At 44.1% G+C, this 16,319-nt stretch carries 24 protein-coding genes; 21 read left to right on the top strand and 3 right to left on the bottom strand.

Features of this window, described 5'->3' with window-relative positions; genetic code table 11:
• The first annotated feature begins 1 nt into the window (after window position 1).
• The 15 genes from rplX to cmk are packed head-to-tail and all read left to right on the top strand — an operon-like array spanning window position 2 to window position 8,419.
• Window positions 2-364, top strand: coding sequence for a 50S ribosomal protein L24 (rplX, locus tag BP688_RS03345; protein WP_290597845.1), 363 nt, complete (start codon window positions 2-4; stop codon window positions 362-364).
• 5 nt (window positions 365-369) lie between these two features.
• Window positions 370-1,068, top strand: a complete 699-nt coding sequence (locus BP688_RS03340; protein WP_349677350.1) for a 30S ribosomal protein S4e — start codon at window positions 370-372, stop codon at window positions 1,066-1,068.
• A gap of 13 nt (window positions 1,069-1,081) precedes the next feature.
• Window positions 1,082-1,627: a 50S ribosomal protein L5 gene (locus BP688_RS03335; protein WP_290597843.1), complete on the top strand. Its 546-nt coding sequence runs from the start codon at window positions 1,082-1,084 to the stop codon at window positions 1,625-1,627.
• Window positions 1,624-1,779, top strand: coding sequence for a 30S ribosomal protein S14 (locus BP688_RS03330; RefSeq protein ID WP_290597842.1), 156 nt, complete (start codon window positions 1,624-1,626; stop codon window positions 1,777-1,779). The genes BP688_RS03335 and BP688_RS03330 overlap by 4 nt, the downstream gene beginning before the upstream one ends.
• A 5-nt stretch (window positions 1,780-1,784) precedes the next feature.
• Window positions 1,785-2,174 carry a 30S ribosomal protein S8 gene (locus BP688_RS03325; RefSeq protein ID WP_290597841.1) on the top strand — a complete coding sequence of 130 codons (390 nt, stop codon included), beginning with the start codon at window positions 1,785-1,787 and terminating at the stop codon, window positions 2,172-2,174.
• Entirely contained in the window at window positions 2,158-2,715 is a 558-nt protein-coding gene (locus tag BP688_RS03320) for a 50S ribosomal protein L6 (protein ID WP_349677349.1), read from the top strand. Before BP688_RS03325 ends, BP688_RS03320 begins: the two co-directional genes overlap by 17 nt.
• A 9-nt stretch (window positions 2,716-2,724) precedes the next feature.
• Window positions 2,725-3,114, top strand: coding sequence for a 50S ribosomal protein L32e (locus BP688_RS03315; protein ID WP_290597839.1), 390 nt, complete (start codon window positions 2,725-2,727; stop codon window positions 3,112-3,114).
• A gap of 5 nt (window positions 3,115-3,119) precedes the next feature.
• Window positions 3,120-3,560, top strand: a complete 441-nt coding sequence (locus BP688_RS03310; RefSeq protein ID WP_290597838.1) for a 50S ribosomal protein L19e — start codon at window positions 3,120-3,122, stop codon at window positions 3,558-3,560.
• Between the two features lie 4 nt (window positions 3,561-3,564).
• On the top strand, window positions 3,565-4,128 hold the full coding sequence (locus BP688_RS03305; protein WP_290623343.1) for a 50S ribosomal protein L18: 564 nt from the start codon (window positions 3,565-3,567) through the stop codon (window positions 4,126-4,128).
• Window positions 4,125-4,724 (top strand): 30S ribosomal protein S5, encoded by a 600-nt coding sequence (gene rpsE / locus BP688_RS03300; protein ID WP_290597836.1) that lies wholly within the window; start codon window positions 4,125-4,127, stop codon window positions 4,722-4,724. Before BP688_RS03305 ends, rpsE begins: the two co-directional genes overlap by 4 nt.
• Window position 4,725: 1 nt before the next feature.
• Entirely contained in the window at window positions 4,726-5,184 is a 459-nt protein-coding gene (gene rpmD / locus BP688_RS03295; RefSeq protein ID WP_290597835.1) for a 50S ribosomal protein L30, read from the top strand.
• 5 nt (window positions 5,185-5,189) lie between these two features.
• On the top strand, window positions 5,190-5,720 hold the full coding sequence (locus BP688_RS03290) for an uL15m family ribosomal protein (RefSeq protein ID WP_290597834.1): 531 nt from the start codon (window positions 5,190-5,192) through the stop codon (window positions 5,718-5,720).
• Window positions 5,721-5,734: 14 nt separating this feature from the next.
• Complete coding sequence (gene secY / locus BP688_RS03285; protein WP_290597833.1) at window positions 5,735-7,216, top strand: preprotein translocase subunit SecY; 1,482 nt, start codon at window positions 5,735-5,737, stop codon at window positions 7,214-7,216.
• The gene (locus BP688_RS03280; RefSeq protein WP_290597832.1) at window positions 7,213-7,881 is read left to right on the top strand and encodes a DUF106 domain-containing protein; all 669 of its coding nucleotides are present in this window, start codon (window positions 7,213-7,215) and stop codon (window positions 7,879-7,881) included. Before secY ends, BP688_RS03280 begins: the two co-directional genes overlap by 4 nt.
• A 1-nt stretch (window position 7,882) precedes the next feature.
• Window positions 7,883-8,419, top strand: coding sequence for a (d)CMP kinase (gene cmk, locus BP688_RS03275; RefSeq protein ID WP_290597831.1), 537 nt, complete (start codon window positions 7,883-7,885; stop codon window positions 8,417-8,419).
• Window positions 8,420-8,431: 12 nt separating this feature from the next.
• On the opposite strand, the gene dnaG is transcribed toward cmk, so the two are convergent.
• On the bottom strand, window positions 8,432-9,637 hold the full coding sequence (gene dnaG, locus BP688_RS03270; protein ID WP_290597830.1) for a DNA primase DnaG: 1,206 nt from the start codon (window positions 9,635-9,637) through the stop codon (window positions 8,432-8,434).
• A 49-nt stretch (window positions 9,638-9,686) separates the two neighbouring features.
• The gene (locus tag BP688_RS03265) at window positions 9,687-10,040 is read right to left on the bottom strand and encodes a response regulator (protein WP_290597829.1); all 354 of its coding nucleotides are present in this window, start codon (window positions 10,038-10,040) and stop codon (window positions 9,687-9,689) included.
• Between the two features lie 100 nt (window positions 10,041-10,140).
• Here BP688_RS03265 and BP688_RS03260 point away from each other — a divergent pair, with 100 nt between their 5' ends.
• Window positions 10,141-11,193: a glycosyltransferase family 2 protein gene (locus BP688_RS03260; protein ID WP_290597828.1), complete on the top strand. Its 1,053-nt coding sequence runs from the start codon at window positions 10,141-10,143 to the stop codon at window positions 11,191-11,193.
• Between the two features lie 4 nt (window positions 11,194-11,197).
• Here the strand turns inward: BP688_RS03260 and BP688_RS03255 are convergent, their stop codons facing one another.
• Window positions 11,198-11,800 (bottom strand): flavodoxin family protein, encoded by a 603-nt coding sequence (locus BP688_RS03255; protein ID WP_290597827.1) that lies wholly within the window; start codon window positions 11,798-11,800, stop codon window positions 11,198-11,200.
• 80 nt (window positions 11,801-11,880) lie between these two features.
• On the opposite strand from BP688_RS03255, the gene BP688_RS03250 reads away from it, so the two are divergent.
• Genes BP688_RS03250 through BP688_RS03230 form a run of 5 tightly spaced genes read left to right on the top strand, consistent with a single transcriptional unit; the run spans window position 11,881 to window position 16,249 of the window.
• Window positions 11,881-12,669, top strand: a complete 789-nt coding sequence (locus BP688_RS03250) for an SIR2 family NAD-dependent protein deacylase (protein WP_290597826.1) — start codon at window positions 11,881-11,883, stop codon at window positions 12,667-12,669.
• Window positions 12,670-12,689: 20 nt separating this feature from the next.
• Complete coding sequence (locus tag BP688_RS03245) at window positions 12,690-13,742, top strand: LLM class flavin-dependent oxidoreductase (protein ID WP_290597825.1); 1,053 nt, start codon at window positions 12,690-12,692, stop codon at window positions 13,740-13,742.
• A 27-nt stretch (window positions 13,743-13,769) separates the two neighbouring features.
• Window positions 13,770-15,218 (top strand): replication factor C large subunit, encoded by a 1,449-nt coding sequence (locus BP688_RS03240; protein WP_290597824.1) that lies wholly within the window; start codon window positions 13,770-13,772, stop codon window positions 15,216-15,218.
• 1 nt (window position 15,219) lies between these two features.
• The gene (locus BP688_RS03235) at window positions 15,220-15,678 is read left to right on the top strand and encodes a DUF2240 family protein (RefSeq protein ID WP_290597823.1); all 459 of its coding nucleotides are present in this window, start codon (window positions 15,220-15,222) and stop codon (window positions 15,676-15,678) included.
• Complete coding sequence (locus tag BP688_RS03230) at window positions 15,665-16,249, top strand: metallophosphoesterase (protein WP_290597822.1); 585 nt, start codon at window positions 15,665-15,667, stop codon at window positions 16,247-16,249. The genes BP688_RS03235 and BP688_RS03230 overlap by 14 nt, the downstream gene beginning before the upstream one ends.
• Window positions 16,250-16,319 lie beyond the last annotated feature (70 nt).

Raw genomic sequence — 16,319 nt, 5'->3', positions numbered from 1 at the left:
TGTGGGTGTTCCCAAATCGAAACAGCCGAGAAAGCAGAGAAGGTGGCTATATAAGATTTCAAAGCTGCATGAGAGGCACAGATTACTGCATGCCACCCTCTCAAAGGATCTGAGGGAGAAGTATGGAAAGAGAGCCGTTAGAGTTAGGAAGGGAGACAAGGTCAAAATCATGAGAGGGCAGTTTGCAGGGCATGAAGGAAGGGTGCTTGAAGTGGATATGAAAAAATGCAGGATAACAGTTGATGGGGTTACGGTCACAAAAGCTGATGGAACCGAAGTGGCTGTCCCCATCCATCCATCAAATGTTATGATAGTTGACCTCGGTGAGGTTGATGATGTCAGAAAGAAAATCCTTGAGAGGTGATTGAGTTGCATCAGAAGAGGCTTTCAGCTCCGAAAACATACAAGATACCGAGAAAGGTTGCAAAGTGGGTAGTAAAGCCTTCTCCCGGACCACATGATAAAGAGGCGGTACCTTTACTTGTGATTGTAAGAGATTTCCTCGAACTTGCAGACACGGCAAGAGAAGCGAGAAAAATAATAGCTGCCGGAGAAATACTCGTTGATGGGATTGTGAGAAAAGACTACAAGTTCCCGGTAGGGCTTTTTGACGTGATCACGATTCCCAAGCTGGAAAAGAGTTACAGAATGCTCTTCGATGAGAAGGGTAGATACATCCCCAAAGAGGTTGAAGATTCTGATTTGAAGCTTTACAAGATTGTGAACAAAACGCTTGTTAGGGGTGGGAAGGTTCAGCTAAACCTCTTTGATGGGACAAATCTGCTTGCTTCTAATGAGTATAAAACGAAGGACAGCATTCTTGTCAAAATTCCTGATAAAGATATCATTGATCATCTGAAATTCGAGGAAGGTGCTTTGGTAATGATCACGGGTGGAAGTCACGCTGGAGAGATTGGGAGGTTAAAAAGCTACAAGATCGTGAGGAGTTCTGCTCCAAACCTCGTAACTGTTGAGGGGGAGGAGAGAGACATCACGACTATCGAGGATTATGTCTTTGTGGTCGGGAAGAAGGACAGCGATAAACCTGCGATTGATCTGGGCGTTTAAGGAGGTGTGAACGATGCAGGCAGTCGAGGTTGAGGAGAGAAAAGAGGCAGATGGAGAGGAGAATCCAATGAGAGAAGTGCTGCTCGACAAAGTTGTGATAAACATGGGCATTGGAGAGAGTGGAGAGAGACATCAGAGAGCTTATAAGATGCTTGAGGAACTTATAGGGCAAAAACCAGCTGTGACCTACTCAAAAATGACGATAAAGAACTTTGGAATCAGAAAGGGTGAGGCGATAGGTATTAAAGTCACTCTTCGTGGAGAGAAGGCGTTAAACTTTCTCAAGGATGCCCTTACAGTTAAGGAAATGAGGCTTAGCAGAAAATCAATTGGTGATGGTTATTTCTCATTCGGTATTGCCGAGCACATTGATCTTCCGGGGGTCGAATATGACCCGGATATAGGTATATTCGGGATGGATGTTTGCGTTTCGCTGAAGAGGAGAGGTTATAGAGTCGCGAGAAGGAGAAGGAGGAAGGGGAAGATAGCAACCTCGCACAGAGTAACCAAGGAGGAGACGATAAAATGGCTCGAGTCTTTGGGGGTGATTGTTGAATGAAGAAGGAGCCGACAAAGAAGTTTGGAAGAGGGGCTAATGAGTGCAGGAGATGCGGCAGGAGAAGAGGGCTAATAAGGATGTATGGACTTTACCTCTGCAGGCAGTGTTTCAGAGAGACAGCTTCGGAACTTGGGTTTAAGAAGTACTGGTGATAAATATGAGTGTTGATACCCTCTCAAATGCAATGATCGCGATAAAGAATGCAGAAATGATTGGATCGAAGAAATGCGAGATCAAGCCAGCTTCAAAGCTCATAGGAAACGTTCTGAAGGTTATGAAAGACTACAGATACATAAAGGGCTTTGAATACATCGAAGACCACAGGGGTGGAAAATTTGTTGTCGAACTTGCAGGAAATATTAACGACTGCGGGGCGATAAAACCCAGATTCTCGTCAGCAGTCACAGAGTATGAAAATTACGAGAAAAGATATCTCCCTGCAAGAGATTTCGGAATTCTAATAGTTTCTACTACAAAGGGAGTTATGTCTCAGATTGAGGCGAGAAAACAAAGATTGGGGGGTGTTCTCCTTGCTTACGTCTACTGAAGTTTATGAAGAAAGGGTTGTCGTAGTTCCGGAAGGTGTCACGGTAACCGTTGAAGGGGAGAGCTTTACGGGCTATACTGTAAAGGCTGTTGGACCAAAGGGAGAGAACTCAAAGTTTCTGAAATACAGGGGTGTTTTTATCGAGGTTCAAGACGGGAAAGTCAGAGTTTACACTACTTCCCCGAAAAAGAGGCACAAGGCAGTTGTCGGCACCTTTGCAGGTCACATCGAAAATCTGATTACCGGAGTTAAAGATGGTTTTGAGTATCAGCTTAAGGTTGTTTACGCTCACTTTCCTATCAAGCTGAGGGTGGAGGGTAATGAAGTTATTATTGAGAACTTCGTTGGTGAAAAGCACCCAAGAAGGGCAAAGATAGTTGGTAGGGCTCAGGTTGAGATCAAGGGGCAGGAAGTGTACGTAAGAGGAATTGACATCGAGGAGTGTGGGCAAACGGCTGCAAACCTTGAGCTTGCGACGAAGATAAAGAGAAAGGATCCGCGTGTTTTCCAGGATGGAATCTACATCGTCAAGAAGCCTTGAGGTGAGGATATGGAGGTTAAAAGACTTCTGAAGGTCAGGAGAAGGCAGAAGAAGAGAAAACCCGAATTCAGGAGATACTGCTGGAACAAGAAGCTGCGTTTAAGGAATAAAAGCTGGAGGAGACCAAGAGGTCTTCACAGCAAGCTGAGAAGAAGATATGGTGGGAAGAAGAGTGGGAGAATTGTTGTCAATGCTGGATTCGGCTCTCCAAGGGCTGTGAGAGGTCTGCATCCAAGTGGATACGAAGAGGTTTTGGTTTACAATCCAGCAGAGCTTGAGAAAATTGACAAAGAGAGGCAGGCTGCAAGAATTGCTTCCTGTGTCGGGATGAAGAAGAGGCTCGCGATTGAAGATAAGGCTAAAGAGCTTGGTATTAAAGTACTCAATCCTTCAGGGTGATTGTTATGGATTTGAGCTTTCAACGCAGACTCGCTGCAAGTGTTTTGAAGTGTGGAGAGAACAGGGTGTGGTTCGATCCTACAGCAGTAGAGGATATTGCAACTGCAGCAACCAAAGAAGACATAAGGGAGCTTATAGAGCAGGGAGTAATAAAGAGGAAGCCTGTTAAGGGCATTTGCAGGGCAAGGATAAGGAAAAACAGAATTCAGAAGAAAAAGGGGAGGAGAAGGGGACATGGAAGCAGAAGAGGGGCAAAGGGGGCAAGAATGCCGAAAAAGAGGCGATGGATTATTAGAATCAGAGCATTACGCAAGAGTCTAAGGGAGATGAGAGATAGTGGTGAAATAGACCGTACAACCTACAGGATTCTCTACAGGAAGGCGAAGGGTGGAGAGTTCAGGAGTGTGGCACATCTCAAAGCATATATAGAGCAGCTTAAAAGGTGATAGAATGGCTAAAGGTCCAAGATACAAGGTTCCGTTAAGGAGAAGAAGAGAAGGAAAAACGAATTACAGGAAGAGATTAAAGTTACTCCTTTCAAGGAAGCCGAGACTCGTTGTCAGGGTGACGAACACAAGGGTGATTGCTCAGATAGTGGAATACGATCCAAAAGGAGACAGGGTTGTTGTGGGTGTTGATTCGAGTATGCTGGGAGAGTATGGATGGAAAGGGGACCTGAACAACACACCTGCAGCCTATCTGACTGGCATCCTCATTGCCAAAAAAGCTCTCCAGAAGGGTGTGGAAGAAGCCGTTCTCGATATTGGTCTTCACACGCCAACAAGGGGATCGAGGGTGTTTGCGGTTCTGAGAGGTGCGGTTGAGGGAGGTCTTAACGTTCCGCACAGCGATGATGTTTTGCCGGATGATTCGAGGGTCAGAGGGGAACATATCGCTGCCTATTATGAAATGAACCCTGACAGGTTTAGCGAGTATGAAAAGAGAGGTTTAAAACCATCCGAACTTCCCGATCACGTTGATGAAGTTAAAGAGAAGCTGATGGTGATAGCATGACCGAGGATTGGATTCCGAGAACGAGACTCGGAAGACTGGTGGCTGATGGAAAGATAAAATCAATGGATGAAGCTCTGGCGAGTGACTTGCCCCTGAAGGAGCCGGAAATCGTAGATGTTCTGCTTCCCGATCTTGAAGATGATGTGCTCGAAATATCTATGGTGCAGAGGATGACGGATAGTGGCAGGAGGACGAAGTTCAGGGTTACTGCGGTTGTTGGGAATAGGAATGGCTATGTTGGGATTGGAACTGGTAAAGCTTCACAGGTCGCTCCGGCAATTCAGAAGGCGATAAACGATGCAAAGCTCAATATATTCAAGGTGCAGAGAGGTTGCGGCTCTTGGGAGTGCGGATGTGGTGGAGAACACTCTCTACCCTTCAAGGTTACCGGCTCATGTGGAAGTGTGAGGGTGATGTTGATTCCGGGGCCAAAGGGACTCGGAATTGTTGCGGGAGATGTAGCAAAGAGGGTCATCGAGCTTGCTGGCGTTAATGACGTATGGAGCTTTACGAAAGGGCAGACAAAGACGACCGTGAACTTTGCGAAGGCGACCTATGAGGCATTGAAGAAGACGATGTACATTAAGAGGTGGTAGAATGTACGTGGTAGTTAGGCTTAGAGGAACTGTAGATGTTCACAGAAAAATTAAGGAAACTCTCAGAATGTTGAGGCTCCATAAGAGGTATCATGCAGTCGTCGTGCCGGATACACCATCATATAGAGGAATGCTGCAGGTTGTGAAGGATTACGTCGCATATGGTGAAATTGATGCCGAAACACTCGCACTTCTGCTCAGAACAAGGGGGAGGCTTGTTGGAGACCAAAAACTCACTGATGAGTATGTCAAGGAGAAGACGGGATATGAGACCATTGAGGACTTTGCAAGGGCTGTAGTAGAAGGAAAGGCAAGTTTAAAGGACTTACCGGACTTAAAGCCGGTTTTCAGACTACACCCACCGAGAAAGGGGCTAAAGAATATAAAGTGGCACTACCCAAAGGGCAGTCTGGGCTATCACGGTAATGAGATCACAAAGCTCGTTTACAGGATGAGGTGATTTTAATGCCAAAGAAGAAGGTTAAGAAGTTTCGTGGATCAAGAACCTTTGGATGGGGAAGTCATAAGAACAGAAGGGGTAGAGGCAATAGAGGGGGAGCGGGAAATGCTGGTGTGCACAAGCACAAGTATATAAAGTTCGTAAAGCTTGCCAAGAAGGGTGAATATCTTTTTGGCAAGCATGGGTTTACGAGACCAAAAATCCTCAGAAAAGATTATCTCAACGCTCAGGTTGTTAAAGATACTCTGAGATGGCTAAAAGAGGAAGGGAAGCTTGATAAATATACATATCGCTACCTCTCGTCAAGGACAGAGCTGAATGCTGGAGACCTTGATGAAATCGTGGAAAAACTTGCTGAATTGGGAATTGCTGAAAAAGAAGGAGAAATCTTTAAGGTTGATCTGACAGAACTCGGATATTCAAAACTCCTCGGAAATGGAAGGGTTACAAAGAAGATTGAAGTGAGAGTTTTCGAGGCGACACCGAAGGCTGTGGAGAAAATCGAGGCTGCAGGGGGTAAGGTAGTAGTTGAGTAAAGGGGTTGGTCGAATTGGACTCTGCCATAAGAGCCCTACAACCATATTTCGAAAGAATACCGAGTGTTGAAAGGCCAAAAGGACACGTTCACTTCAGGGAGAAATTTGCTTGGACAGTGGCAGTACTTCTCCTATATTTCATACTCACCAATGTTCCCGTTTTCGGTCTCTCGCCCGAGTCCATAGATATTTTCGCTGCCTACAGAGCCCTTTTCGCTGGTGCTACGGGCTCGATTATCGCTCTGGGTATAGGACCAATCGTTACTGCTTCAATCATTCTACAGCTACTTGTCGGTGCAGGAATAATCAAGCTTGATCTCACAAACCCTGAAGATAGAGCAGCCTATCAAGACTTCCAGAGGTTTTTAGTTTTTGTGATGATTGCAGTCGAGGCTTTTCCGCAGATTGCTGGAGGTCTTTTAAAACCCGATTTAAACCTCGCTGCTCAGCTTGGTATTTCTCCTTCCCTTATCGCCTTCTTAATTTTCATCCAGCTGTTTATCGGCGGAGTTCTGATAGTATATATGGATGAAGTCGTCTCAAAGTGGGGTATAGGCAGTGGTGTGTCGCTTTTCATCCTCGCAGGAATTGCACAAGCAATTGTTGTCGGTCTCTTTAACTGGGTTGTTCCTCCAAACTCACAGCTGCCTGCTGGAATAATTCCAAGATGGATATGGATTGCCCAGCACTACTCTGCCGATTTCCTGCTTACAGGCAGTGGACTGATATTCCTCCTACTTGAAGGTGGAATACTCGCGTTGGTCACAACAGCAGTAATAATACTTCTTGTTGTTTTCTTTGAGGGAACGAGGGTTGAAATCCCACTCGCCCATGCGGCTGCAAGAGGTGCAAGAGGAAGATTTCCGATAAAGCTTATCTATGCAAGCGTTCTGCCCATGATCTTCGTAAGGGCATTGCAAGCAAATATAGTTGCCTTCGGGCAGATTTTGTATACAAGAGGTATAACCATATTTGGCGAGTATGTGAATGGGCAGGCTGTGAGCGGATTGGTATATTTCCTATCTCCTATTCGAAGCCCTTACGACTGGGTTCCGGCACTGGTTAAAACAAAAGGTGCGGCATTTGCAGCAATTCCGGACTGGATGATAGTAGCCCATTTGCTTGTTGATGCGGCAATCCTGATTGCAGGTGGCATAATATTTGCCGTTTTCTGGGTCGAAACAAGTGGAATGGACGCTCGAACTGTAGCTTCCCAAATAGCAAAGTCTGGAATGCAGGTTCCGGGATTCAGGAAATCTCCACAGGTTCTTGAGAGGGTTTTGGGTAGGTACATTCCTAAGGTTACAGTCCTCGGTGGCGCTATCATAGGTATCTTGACGCTTGTCGCGAACATGCTCGGAACAATTGGAAACGTGAGTGGAACCGGTTTGCTGCTGGCGGTCAGCATCGCTTATAGATTCTACGAGGACTTGGCGAAAGAGCAGCTTACAGAGATGCATCCGCTAATCAGGAGAATGCTCGGTGAGGAAGTATGAAGAACGTAATTTCCAGATTTATAATGATTCTCGGAGCAATTCTCTTTATTGGCATACTTTTCAGTAGGGATTTCAGACTTGAACTTGGATTGTTTATAGACTCTCTGATGCTGCCTTTTTCGGGATTTAAGTTCCACATAGTCATATTTATAATGTCTATAATAACAGGCCTGTATTCAAACGTCATCCAAAAATACACTGTTGACTATAAGAAGCTAAAATACGCACAGAAGGTGTTGAGAGAATATCAAAAGGAATACATGGAGGCAACAAAACAGAACAACCAGTTCAAGCTAAAGCAGCTTGAGCAAAGGAAAGAAGAGATACAAAAGTTGCAGAGCGACATGATGTCCATGCAGTTCAAACCCATGTTCTACACCTTCGTCGTCACCATTCCGATCTTCGCTTGGCTCTGGGAGAAGGCAACTGCAAGCTACGAACTTATTTATGGGAACAGTGGCAATTATGGCAACTTAACAGCAAACCTTCCGGCAGCCTTCCTTAAAACACTTTCTCCTGAGCTCTTTCTTCTCAAAGTTCCATTCTCTGGAGAGATACATGTTGTTACTCCCGTTCTGATATTCCCGTGGTGGCTTTTCTGGTATCTGCTTTGCTCCATTACAGTCGGGCAGATAATCAAGAAAGTCCTGAGGGTTGGTGTCTGAGATGAAAATCACAATTTCAGGACTTCCGGGAAGCGGAACGACCACAGTGGCGAGAATAATAAGCAAAAAACTTGACTTAAAGCTAATTTCTGCTGGTGATGTTTTTAGACAGCTTGCTTCAAAGAAGGGAATGACCGTTGAGGAGTTCAGCAAGTACGCCGAACAAAATCCTGAGGTTGATAGGCTTATAGACAAAACCCAGCAGGAGCTTGCAGAAGCCGAAAATGACGTTGTTGTTGAGGGTAGACTCTCTGGTTGGTTTGTAAAGGACGCAGATTTAAGAGTCTGGGTTTTTGCAGACCCTGAGATCAGATACCAGAGGATTGCGAAACGAGAGGGGAAGGATTTAGCAATAGCGAAGCAGGAGACCAAGATGAGGGAGGAGTTCGAAAAGAGGCGATATCAAAAATTTTACAGCATAGACATAGATGACTGGACCATTTACGATATCATTCTGAACTCTGGGAAGTTTAGCGCGGAAGCAATAGCTGAAATCATTATAACAGCAGTAAAATCTTTATCCCCAAGAGCTGAATAAAAAAATTGTAAATCAAAGTTGATCGAATGTGATAACCCTAACGGAGGTAGGAACTTTTACAACGCTTCCGAGTCTGACCCCCACGATGTAGTCAAACTCCTTCTTTGCAGCGAGATCAATCAGGCGCTGAGTTATTACGCCATCAAACACTATCGCAGCCCCTTTCACGTTGTTTGTCTTGAGAACCTTCACAAGGTCTCTCACTGGCACCTCCTTTACCATGTTCAGATTTCTGTCAAGGACCCTTGCTGTCAGCTTGCCCTCAACCGAGTCCTTATGAACTTTCAGAACATTTGATATGCTCTCTTTTTGTTCTTTAACCTCTGACCTCTCCTTTGCCTGTTCTTTCTCCTTTGACTCCCTCTTAAGGACATGAAGTTGCTCGACTGGTATCTTGTTTCTCAAGGACTTCAGAATCTCCTTCTGTGTTAAATCCTCAACTTCTTTGCCCTCAGGCGCTCTTGCAACATAGTCAATATCTGCAACCTGCAGCAACTCCTTCAGGATCAAGTCCCCCCCTCTGTCACCATCCAGAAATGCCGTTACGGTCTTCTTCTTGCTGAGCTCTACAATTGTCTTCGGAATGTTCGTTCCCTCAACAGCGATGACGTTCTTAATGCCGTGTTTGAGCAGATTGAGCACATCAGCTCTTCCCTCAACAACAATAATTGCGTCAGACTCATCAACTGCTGGTCCTGCTGGAAGCCTGTCTTCGCCATACTCTGTTATCTCGTCAGCCCTGATTGCCTGTCTTACTATATCCACTATTCTTTCAGATTCGATCTCTGGTTCTTCAAAGTGCTCTCTAAGAATGCTCATCGCCCTGTCAACGATCTTCCTTCTTTTGCTCGCTCTTACATCCTCTATTTTGATGGCTCTTATTTTTGCCGAACATGGCCCCACTCTCTCAATCGTTTCAAGCGCAGCAGCAAGTATTGCAGTCTCTACCTTGTCAAGACTCGACGGAACTCTTATCTCTCCGTAACTCTTTCCCCCTTTGCTCTCGATTTTGACCTCTATCCTTCCTATTCTCCCTGTTTTCTGCAATTCTCTTAGGTCAAGGTCCCCTCCGAGTAACCCCTCCGTTTGACCAAATATCGCCCCTACAACATCGGGACGTTCAACAACACCATCAGCTATAATTTCAGCATGAATTAAGTACTTTGTAGTGTCGTTAGCCTTCATGGTTATCATACCTCCTTCTATCTCGGATGACATCCAGATAAATTTCAATCTCGCCTTATAAATAGTTATTGCAGCCCAGCAGTTAAGAACTGCCAACAATTTTTTCAATCATTTTTATAACCTCTCTGCGAGTAAAGGGCTTTTTTAGAATGAAATCTGCACCTGCCTCTAAAACCTTTTCTCCCTTGGAACTCGCATACGCTGTTATTGCAACGATCTTAGCATTCGGGTCCATTTTTTTTATCTCGTAGGTGGCGTCTATTCCATTCATTATTGGCATCATTACGTCCATTAAGACGAGGTCAGGCTTCTCTTTCTTGTAGAGTTCTATCGCTTCTTTACCATTTGAAGCTTCAATTATTTTGAAGTCCTTTAACATGATTTTGAGGATTTCCCTCATCGCGATTTCGTCATCAACCACCATAACTTTTATCATTCTGACACCTTTTCTCATATCAACTCTTGATTTTAAAAACCTTAGCCTTTTGCTGACACTTCCGTTAATTTTATTTTGCCTACCACACCGCGATTTTCAAATGAAAACTGTAGTGATTACCTCATACAGAGATGCAGGGTATATTGAAGAGAACTTAAAGAGGCTGTCAGATAGTGATTTTGAGATCGTAATTGCTGTAGATGAGCCGGAAGATAAAATTTTGGAGATCATACAGACTTATGGGGTTAAGGCAAGCATAAGCAAGGAAAGAAGAGGGAAGTGGAGGGCGTTGAATGACGCACTCAAACTTGTGAGTGGAGATCAGATAATATTTTTGGATTCTGATACCATTATTGATGACCTAAGTGGTTTAAATGGATGTGATGTCGTTGAAATCTTGAAGGAGGTAAAGGGGGACACGATAATCGAAAAGCTCGTGAATATAGACTTTTTGGTTATGAGCTTAGGTTCAAAAATCGCATCAAAATTTGGCTCCTGTCTCGGCATAAACGGTTCTGCATTTGTCATTAAAAAAAGCGTTATTGAAAAGCTTGGCGGGTTTAGAAAGAGGATCAACGAGGATACTGACCTTGGAGTCAGGGTAGGATTGAATGGATACAGATTCGCAGTATGTGGCAGAGCCTACACCAAAGCACCAAAGAATTTCAAGGAGTGGTTTAAGCAGAGGGAAAGGTGGAGCATGGGAGGGGCTGAAATTCTTATAGAAAATTTTATACCAATCCTTTTCCGACCAAAACTCTGGATTCCCTACCTCATCTTCTTCTATCCCGCAATCTTCGGGCTTCTTGTATCTCTCATACTCCCTGAGAGTTACCTTTTCAAGATTCTATACTTGATCTTACCATTTATCGCAATTGTCTCGCCAAAGCTTGCATCCATTGCAATACTCGCACTGTATGAGATTGGAAACATAAAAAATATTCTCGCCGCATTTGTGTCTTTCTCAGCGTGGTCGAGTCTGGTTATCCTATTTTCCAGTAAAATGAATTACAAGATAGAGTGCAGACTTTTACCAGTTTACTACTTTCTCTATTCACCTCTATGGACGATAATATGTTTCATCTCCTTTCTCAGAGTTTTAATCTACAAGACAATAGGAAAAGAAATTCAGATTAACGACTGGAAAGTTTGATTGCCTATCTCCTCAAACCTTCTGTAGCCTCAGCCACCTCAACAATTCTCTTGGCGAGTGCTTTAGCTGCATTTATCGCTATTTCATCCTTTTTAACGCTCCTCCACCCTGCATCTCCTTGAATCACTCCTATTGAGAATGCTCCAGTTGTGATTGGGTTTTCCGTGATTGAGACAGGTATCATTGCCTGACCGAGTGCGTAAATGAGCAAACTCATCGCCACAAATTCAGCACCACCATTTCTCAATCCTGATGTGATTACTGGGGCAAAAACTATGTTTCTGAGCTTATAATTGCTCATTCTCGCCATTCTACTCCTGTCTATTAAATTCTTAACCAATCCGGGCACGTTACCGAAGTAAGTAGGGGCACCTATGATTATTGCATCTGCTTCCTGCATCTTCTCGAGAACTTTAAATATGTCATCTTTCTGGACACATTCTCCCTTCAGACATGCATCGCATCCTTTACACTCGTTAATCTCGTACTCTTTCAGATTTAGAATTTCTGCCTCATGCCCAAGTTTTTTCACTTCTTCTACAATGGTTTCAAGAAGAAAGTACGTGTTCCTTTTATTTGGACTTCCATTTATTGCCAGAAGTTTCATAGAATCAGAAAGGTATGGGTAGTATTTAACGCTTTTTGATTTAGAAGTAAAGGACAAATATTCAGTCACGTATTTTCATTATGGTGGTTAGAGAGGTGGCGGAAGTTCTCGCCAACTCTGTCTATGCTGTAGCACTAACAGGTGCCGGAGTTTCAACCGAATCTGGCATCCCAGACTTTCGTGGACCTTCTGGCATCTGGACAAGAGACCCTGAGGCTGAAAGGAGAGCATATGAGGTTTACGATAAGTTTCTGAGAAATCCGGTTGAATACTGGATGGAGTCAGTTAAATCGCCAATCCGCGATGCGATTGAGAGAGCTGAGCCAAATCCCTCTCATTATGCGCTGGCGGAGCTTGAAAAGATGGGAATTTTGAAATGTATTATAACTCAGAATGTTGACAATCTCCACCAGAAATCAGGGAGTCAGAATGTCATTGATTTCCATGGAAACGTTTCAAAGCTCAGATGTTTGAAGTGTGGAAGACGCTATCCGCGAGACATGTTCGACATTCCCAAAATATTGGAAGAAGGAAAAATACCCCTTTGTGAATGTAAGTATCCATTGAAGTCTGATGTTGTTTATTTCAACGAGCCAATTCCGCAGGACGTTTACACGAGGAGCGTAGAGGAGGTGGTTAAGTGTGACGTAATGATTGTCGCTGGCACATCTGCTGTTGTTTATCCAGCTGCACAACTGCCAAGAATCGCAAAGAACAAACCACTGCCAGCATCGGTTGTAGAGATTAATGCTGAACCAACCCCCTTGACTGTCGAAGGCATCTCCGACTACTTCATTCAGGGAAAAACTGGCGAAGTTCTGCCGAGAATTGTTGAGGAAGTCAAGAAATTTTTAGCAAAATATAAGTAATTAAAAATCGGGTTAAAGCTATGAGCGAAGTTAGATTCGGAACGTTGCTTTCAGCACCGATGCCAGCACTGGATAAGGTGATAAAAATAGCAGAAATGAGTGAGGAAAGTGGAATGGCGTCTCTGGTGGTCCCAGACCACACCCTGATGGCTCCACCCGGCTTCACACCTAACGCTCTGTCATTGCTTTCCGCTCTCGCATTAAAAACGAAACGTTCCATGCTTGGAACCGGTGTTACAGACGTCGTCAGGTATCATCCATCCGTATTAGCTCAATTCTTTGCAACTCTCGACCACCTTTCGGGCGGAAGAGCCTTTCTGGGAATAGGTGCGGGAGAGGCGATGAACATAGTTCCTTTCGGGATAGACTGGGACAAGCCTTACACTACCATGAGGGAGGGTATAGAGATCATGAAAAGGCTCTGGAAGGGTGAGAAATTTTCTTACGAGGGAAAGAGATTCAAACTGAAAAACGCCTTTTTGCAAATCAAACCTGTGCAAGACACAATTCCAGTTTATGTTGGGGCAAATGGTGTAAAAACAAGAGAACTTACTGGTGAAATGTGCGAAGGCTGGATGCCTATAGCCGAGACCCCCAAAACATACAGGGAGAATTTAAAGGATGTTGAGAGGGGTTGTGAAAGGGCTGGGAGGAGTATTGATGAGATTGACACTGCACTGCAGATTTACACCGCTGTTGATCCAAATCCTGAGAAAGCTATGCAGAGGGCAATGCAATATGGTGGTGTAATTCTATCAGCAGCTGAAAAGGCAGAACAGGCCGGTTACACCCTCGATTTGCCTGAAGGCTTCTCAAAGAAATTTTACTTCGAAAAGCTGCTCGTCGAGGATGACATGCTGATGGAGTTTGTGAGGCTGTCTGCGAGTGTCACGGAGGAGATGGTAAGAGATTTCTTCATCGTCGGAACTCCTGAGGAGTGCATAGGGAAAATTGAGGAGTTTGTAAAGGCTGGTGTGAAGCACTTCATGCTCATAAACGTTGGCCCCGATCCGAAGTATGTAACCAAGGTCTACGCCGAGAAGATAATCCCCTCCTTCTCAGAGATAAAGTGATATATCTCCTCCACAAACTTTTTTTGAATGCTCTGGGTTGAGAAGTACAGGCCTAAGAAGCTCGAAGATGTTGTTGCAAGCAAAGATATCCTTCAGAAGGTAACATTATGGGCAAAGAAGTGGAAGCCGGGACAGAAACCTCTCCTTCTTGCTGGACCTCCGGGAGTGGGAAAGACATCGCTCGCTGTAGCCCTTGCAAACTCCTTAGGTTGGGAAGTTGTCGAGCTTAATGCCAGTGATCAGAGGAACTGGCAGATCATACAGCGCATAGTTGGCGAGGGGGCCTTTAACGAAACTATCAGTGATGAAGGCGAATTTCTCTCTTCTGCACATGGCAGGATGAAGCTAATTATACTTGACGAAGTTGATAACATACACAAAAAGGAGGATACGGGTGGTGAGGCTGCTTTAGTAAGACTCATTAAAAGAAAACCTGCTCAACCCGTGGTTCTGATAGCAAATGATCCCTACAGGCTTTCACCTGAGCTGAGGAGACTTTGTGAGATGGTAAATTTCAGAAGACTCACAAAAAATCAGATTGTGAAGGTTCTTGAGAAAATCTGTATAGCTGAGGGAATAAAGGCGGATAAAAGGGCTTTGATGTCAATAGCCGAAAATGCAGGAGGTGACCTCAGGGCTGCAATTAACGATCTTCAGGCTGTTGCAGAGGGTAAAGATGAGTTGAAACTTGAAGATGTTGTTGTGGGGAAAAGGACACAAGAGAAGGACATTTTTAAGGTTCTTCAGGCTATTTTCAAAACAAAAAATCCTGCAGTTTATAACGACGCAATGCTCCTCGACGAATCACCTGAGGATATCATCCACTGGGTTGATGAAAACCTGCCACTTGAGTATTCCGGCAAGGATTTGGCGGTTGCGTATAATGTGCTTTCAAAGGCAGATATTTTTCTTGGGAGAGTAAGAAGAAGACAGTTTTACAGGTTGTGGAAGTATGCAAGCTATCTGATGACTGTGGGTGTGCAGCAGGTGAAGGGAGAGGCGAGGAGAGGATTTACGAGGTATCAGAGACCGTCAACTTGGCAAATGCTTTTCCAGATGAGACAGAGGAGAGAGATGACTAAGAGAGTACTGGAGAAAATTGGGAGGTATAGCCACATGTCAAAGGTTAAGGCAAACACCGAGATGTTTCCTCTTGTTAAGCTACTTTTGCAGGAGCTTGATACTGACAGGGCTGCGAGGATAGCTGCCTTTTATGATCTTTCGAAGGAAGAACTCGAATTTCTCATAGGGGATAGAGCATCTGAAATTGTAGAATACATTGAAATGCACGGACTGCACAGGATAGAAGATGAAACTTTCCTTGCTGAGTTTGAGAGCAAAGTGGAGCCAGAAAAGTCTCTTGATGAGGAAAAAGAGATCGGAGAAAAATCACAACCTGAAGGTGATAAAGAAGTGAGGAAGGAGGGGAGAAAGAAGACAGGAAAAGATTTAACCCTCGACTCATTCTTTTCATGAAATGATGAGAAAGGTCATTGCTGCAGCATTCAAAAGCAAGGGAAAAAGAAAAATGAGCAGAAGTGAACTGATTTACACTATGAGCTTTGATCTTAACTGGTTTAGCCATGAGGGAAGCAAGAAGGTCGTTGAGGAGGCTGAAAAGGAGGGTTTGATTGAGGGTGAGGAGGAGATCGCGCCAACCTTTGATATAGATGACGTTGATATATCCTCGGACTTTAGACCAGACCTTTCTCGTTTACTCTCAAGGTCTGTGACTGATAAAATCATTGAGGAAATTGTTGAAAAGACTGGAAAGAGTCATCAAGAAGTGGTTTCAATGATCAACGAAAAGCAAGAGAGGCTTGAGGGGCTCATCAGTTTTCCAACAGCTGCATTGATCGTTGCAAAGGAGAATGGATTGGACATCACCGAATTTATACCTGAAGTAGAAAGGGAAGTACTGGATGAGACTGGATGAAGATGCTCTTTTCATAGGTAGAAAAGCTGTAATTGCTGATCTCCATCTTGGTCTGGTTAGATTTTACGATGAAGATATTATAGAAAGGGCAATTAAAATTGCTGAAAAGGCAAAAACACTTATTGTTGCTGGGGACTTGATGCATATCGGAAAAAAGGGGAAGTACGAGAAGTTCATTAGTGAAGTTGGCGGTATAACCGAGCTTGTTTTGGTAAAGGGTAACCACGATATAAGCATAGATGCCGAGAAGTGTATCAGGTTTGGGAAATATGGAATATTCCACGGTCATGCGATTCCAGATGAGGATGTATGGAGCGCTAAGTACCTCATTTTTGGACACGCCCATCCATCCGTATTTCTTAGAGATGAAGTAGGAGGTTACAAGGAGAGAGTATTTTTAACAGGTGAAATTGAAGATGAGAGAAGAATAATAGTTCTTCCAGCCTTTAACGATCTCTGTGCATCAACTGCGGTAAACTTGGACAGACCTGCTGGCTTCATGTTCAGAAGATATAATTACAAAAAATGGTATGCAATCTTGCTTGATGGTACAATTTTAAGTATAAATTAAAGATTAAGTTACACCAAAATAGTAATAAACAAAGTCGAATCAGAGGCTTTCCATGAAACCCCTCATGGAA

Origin of the sequence: Archaeoglobus sp. UBA230 (genome assembly GCA_002507545.1) — an archaeon.
In the GTDB taxonomy this organism is placed as follows: Archaea; Halobacteriota; Archaeoglobi; order Archaeoglobales; family Archaeoglobaceae; genus Archaeoglobus.
The sequence above is the reverse complement of the archived record's forward strand: the minus strand, read 5'-3'. Positions and strand labels throughout refer to the sequence as shown.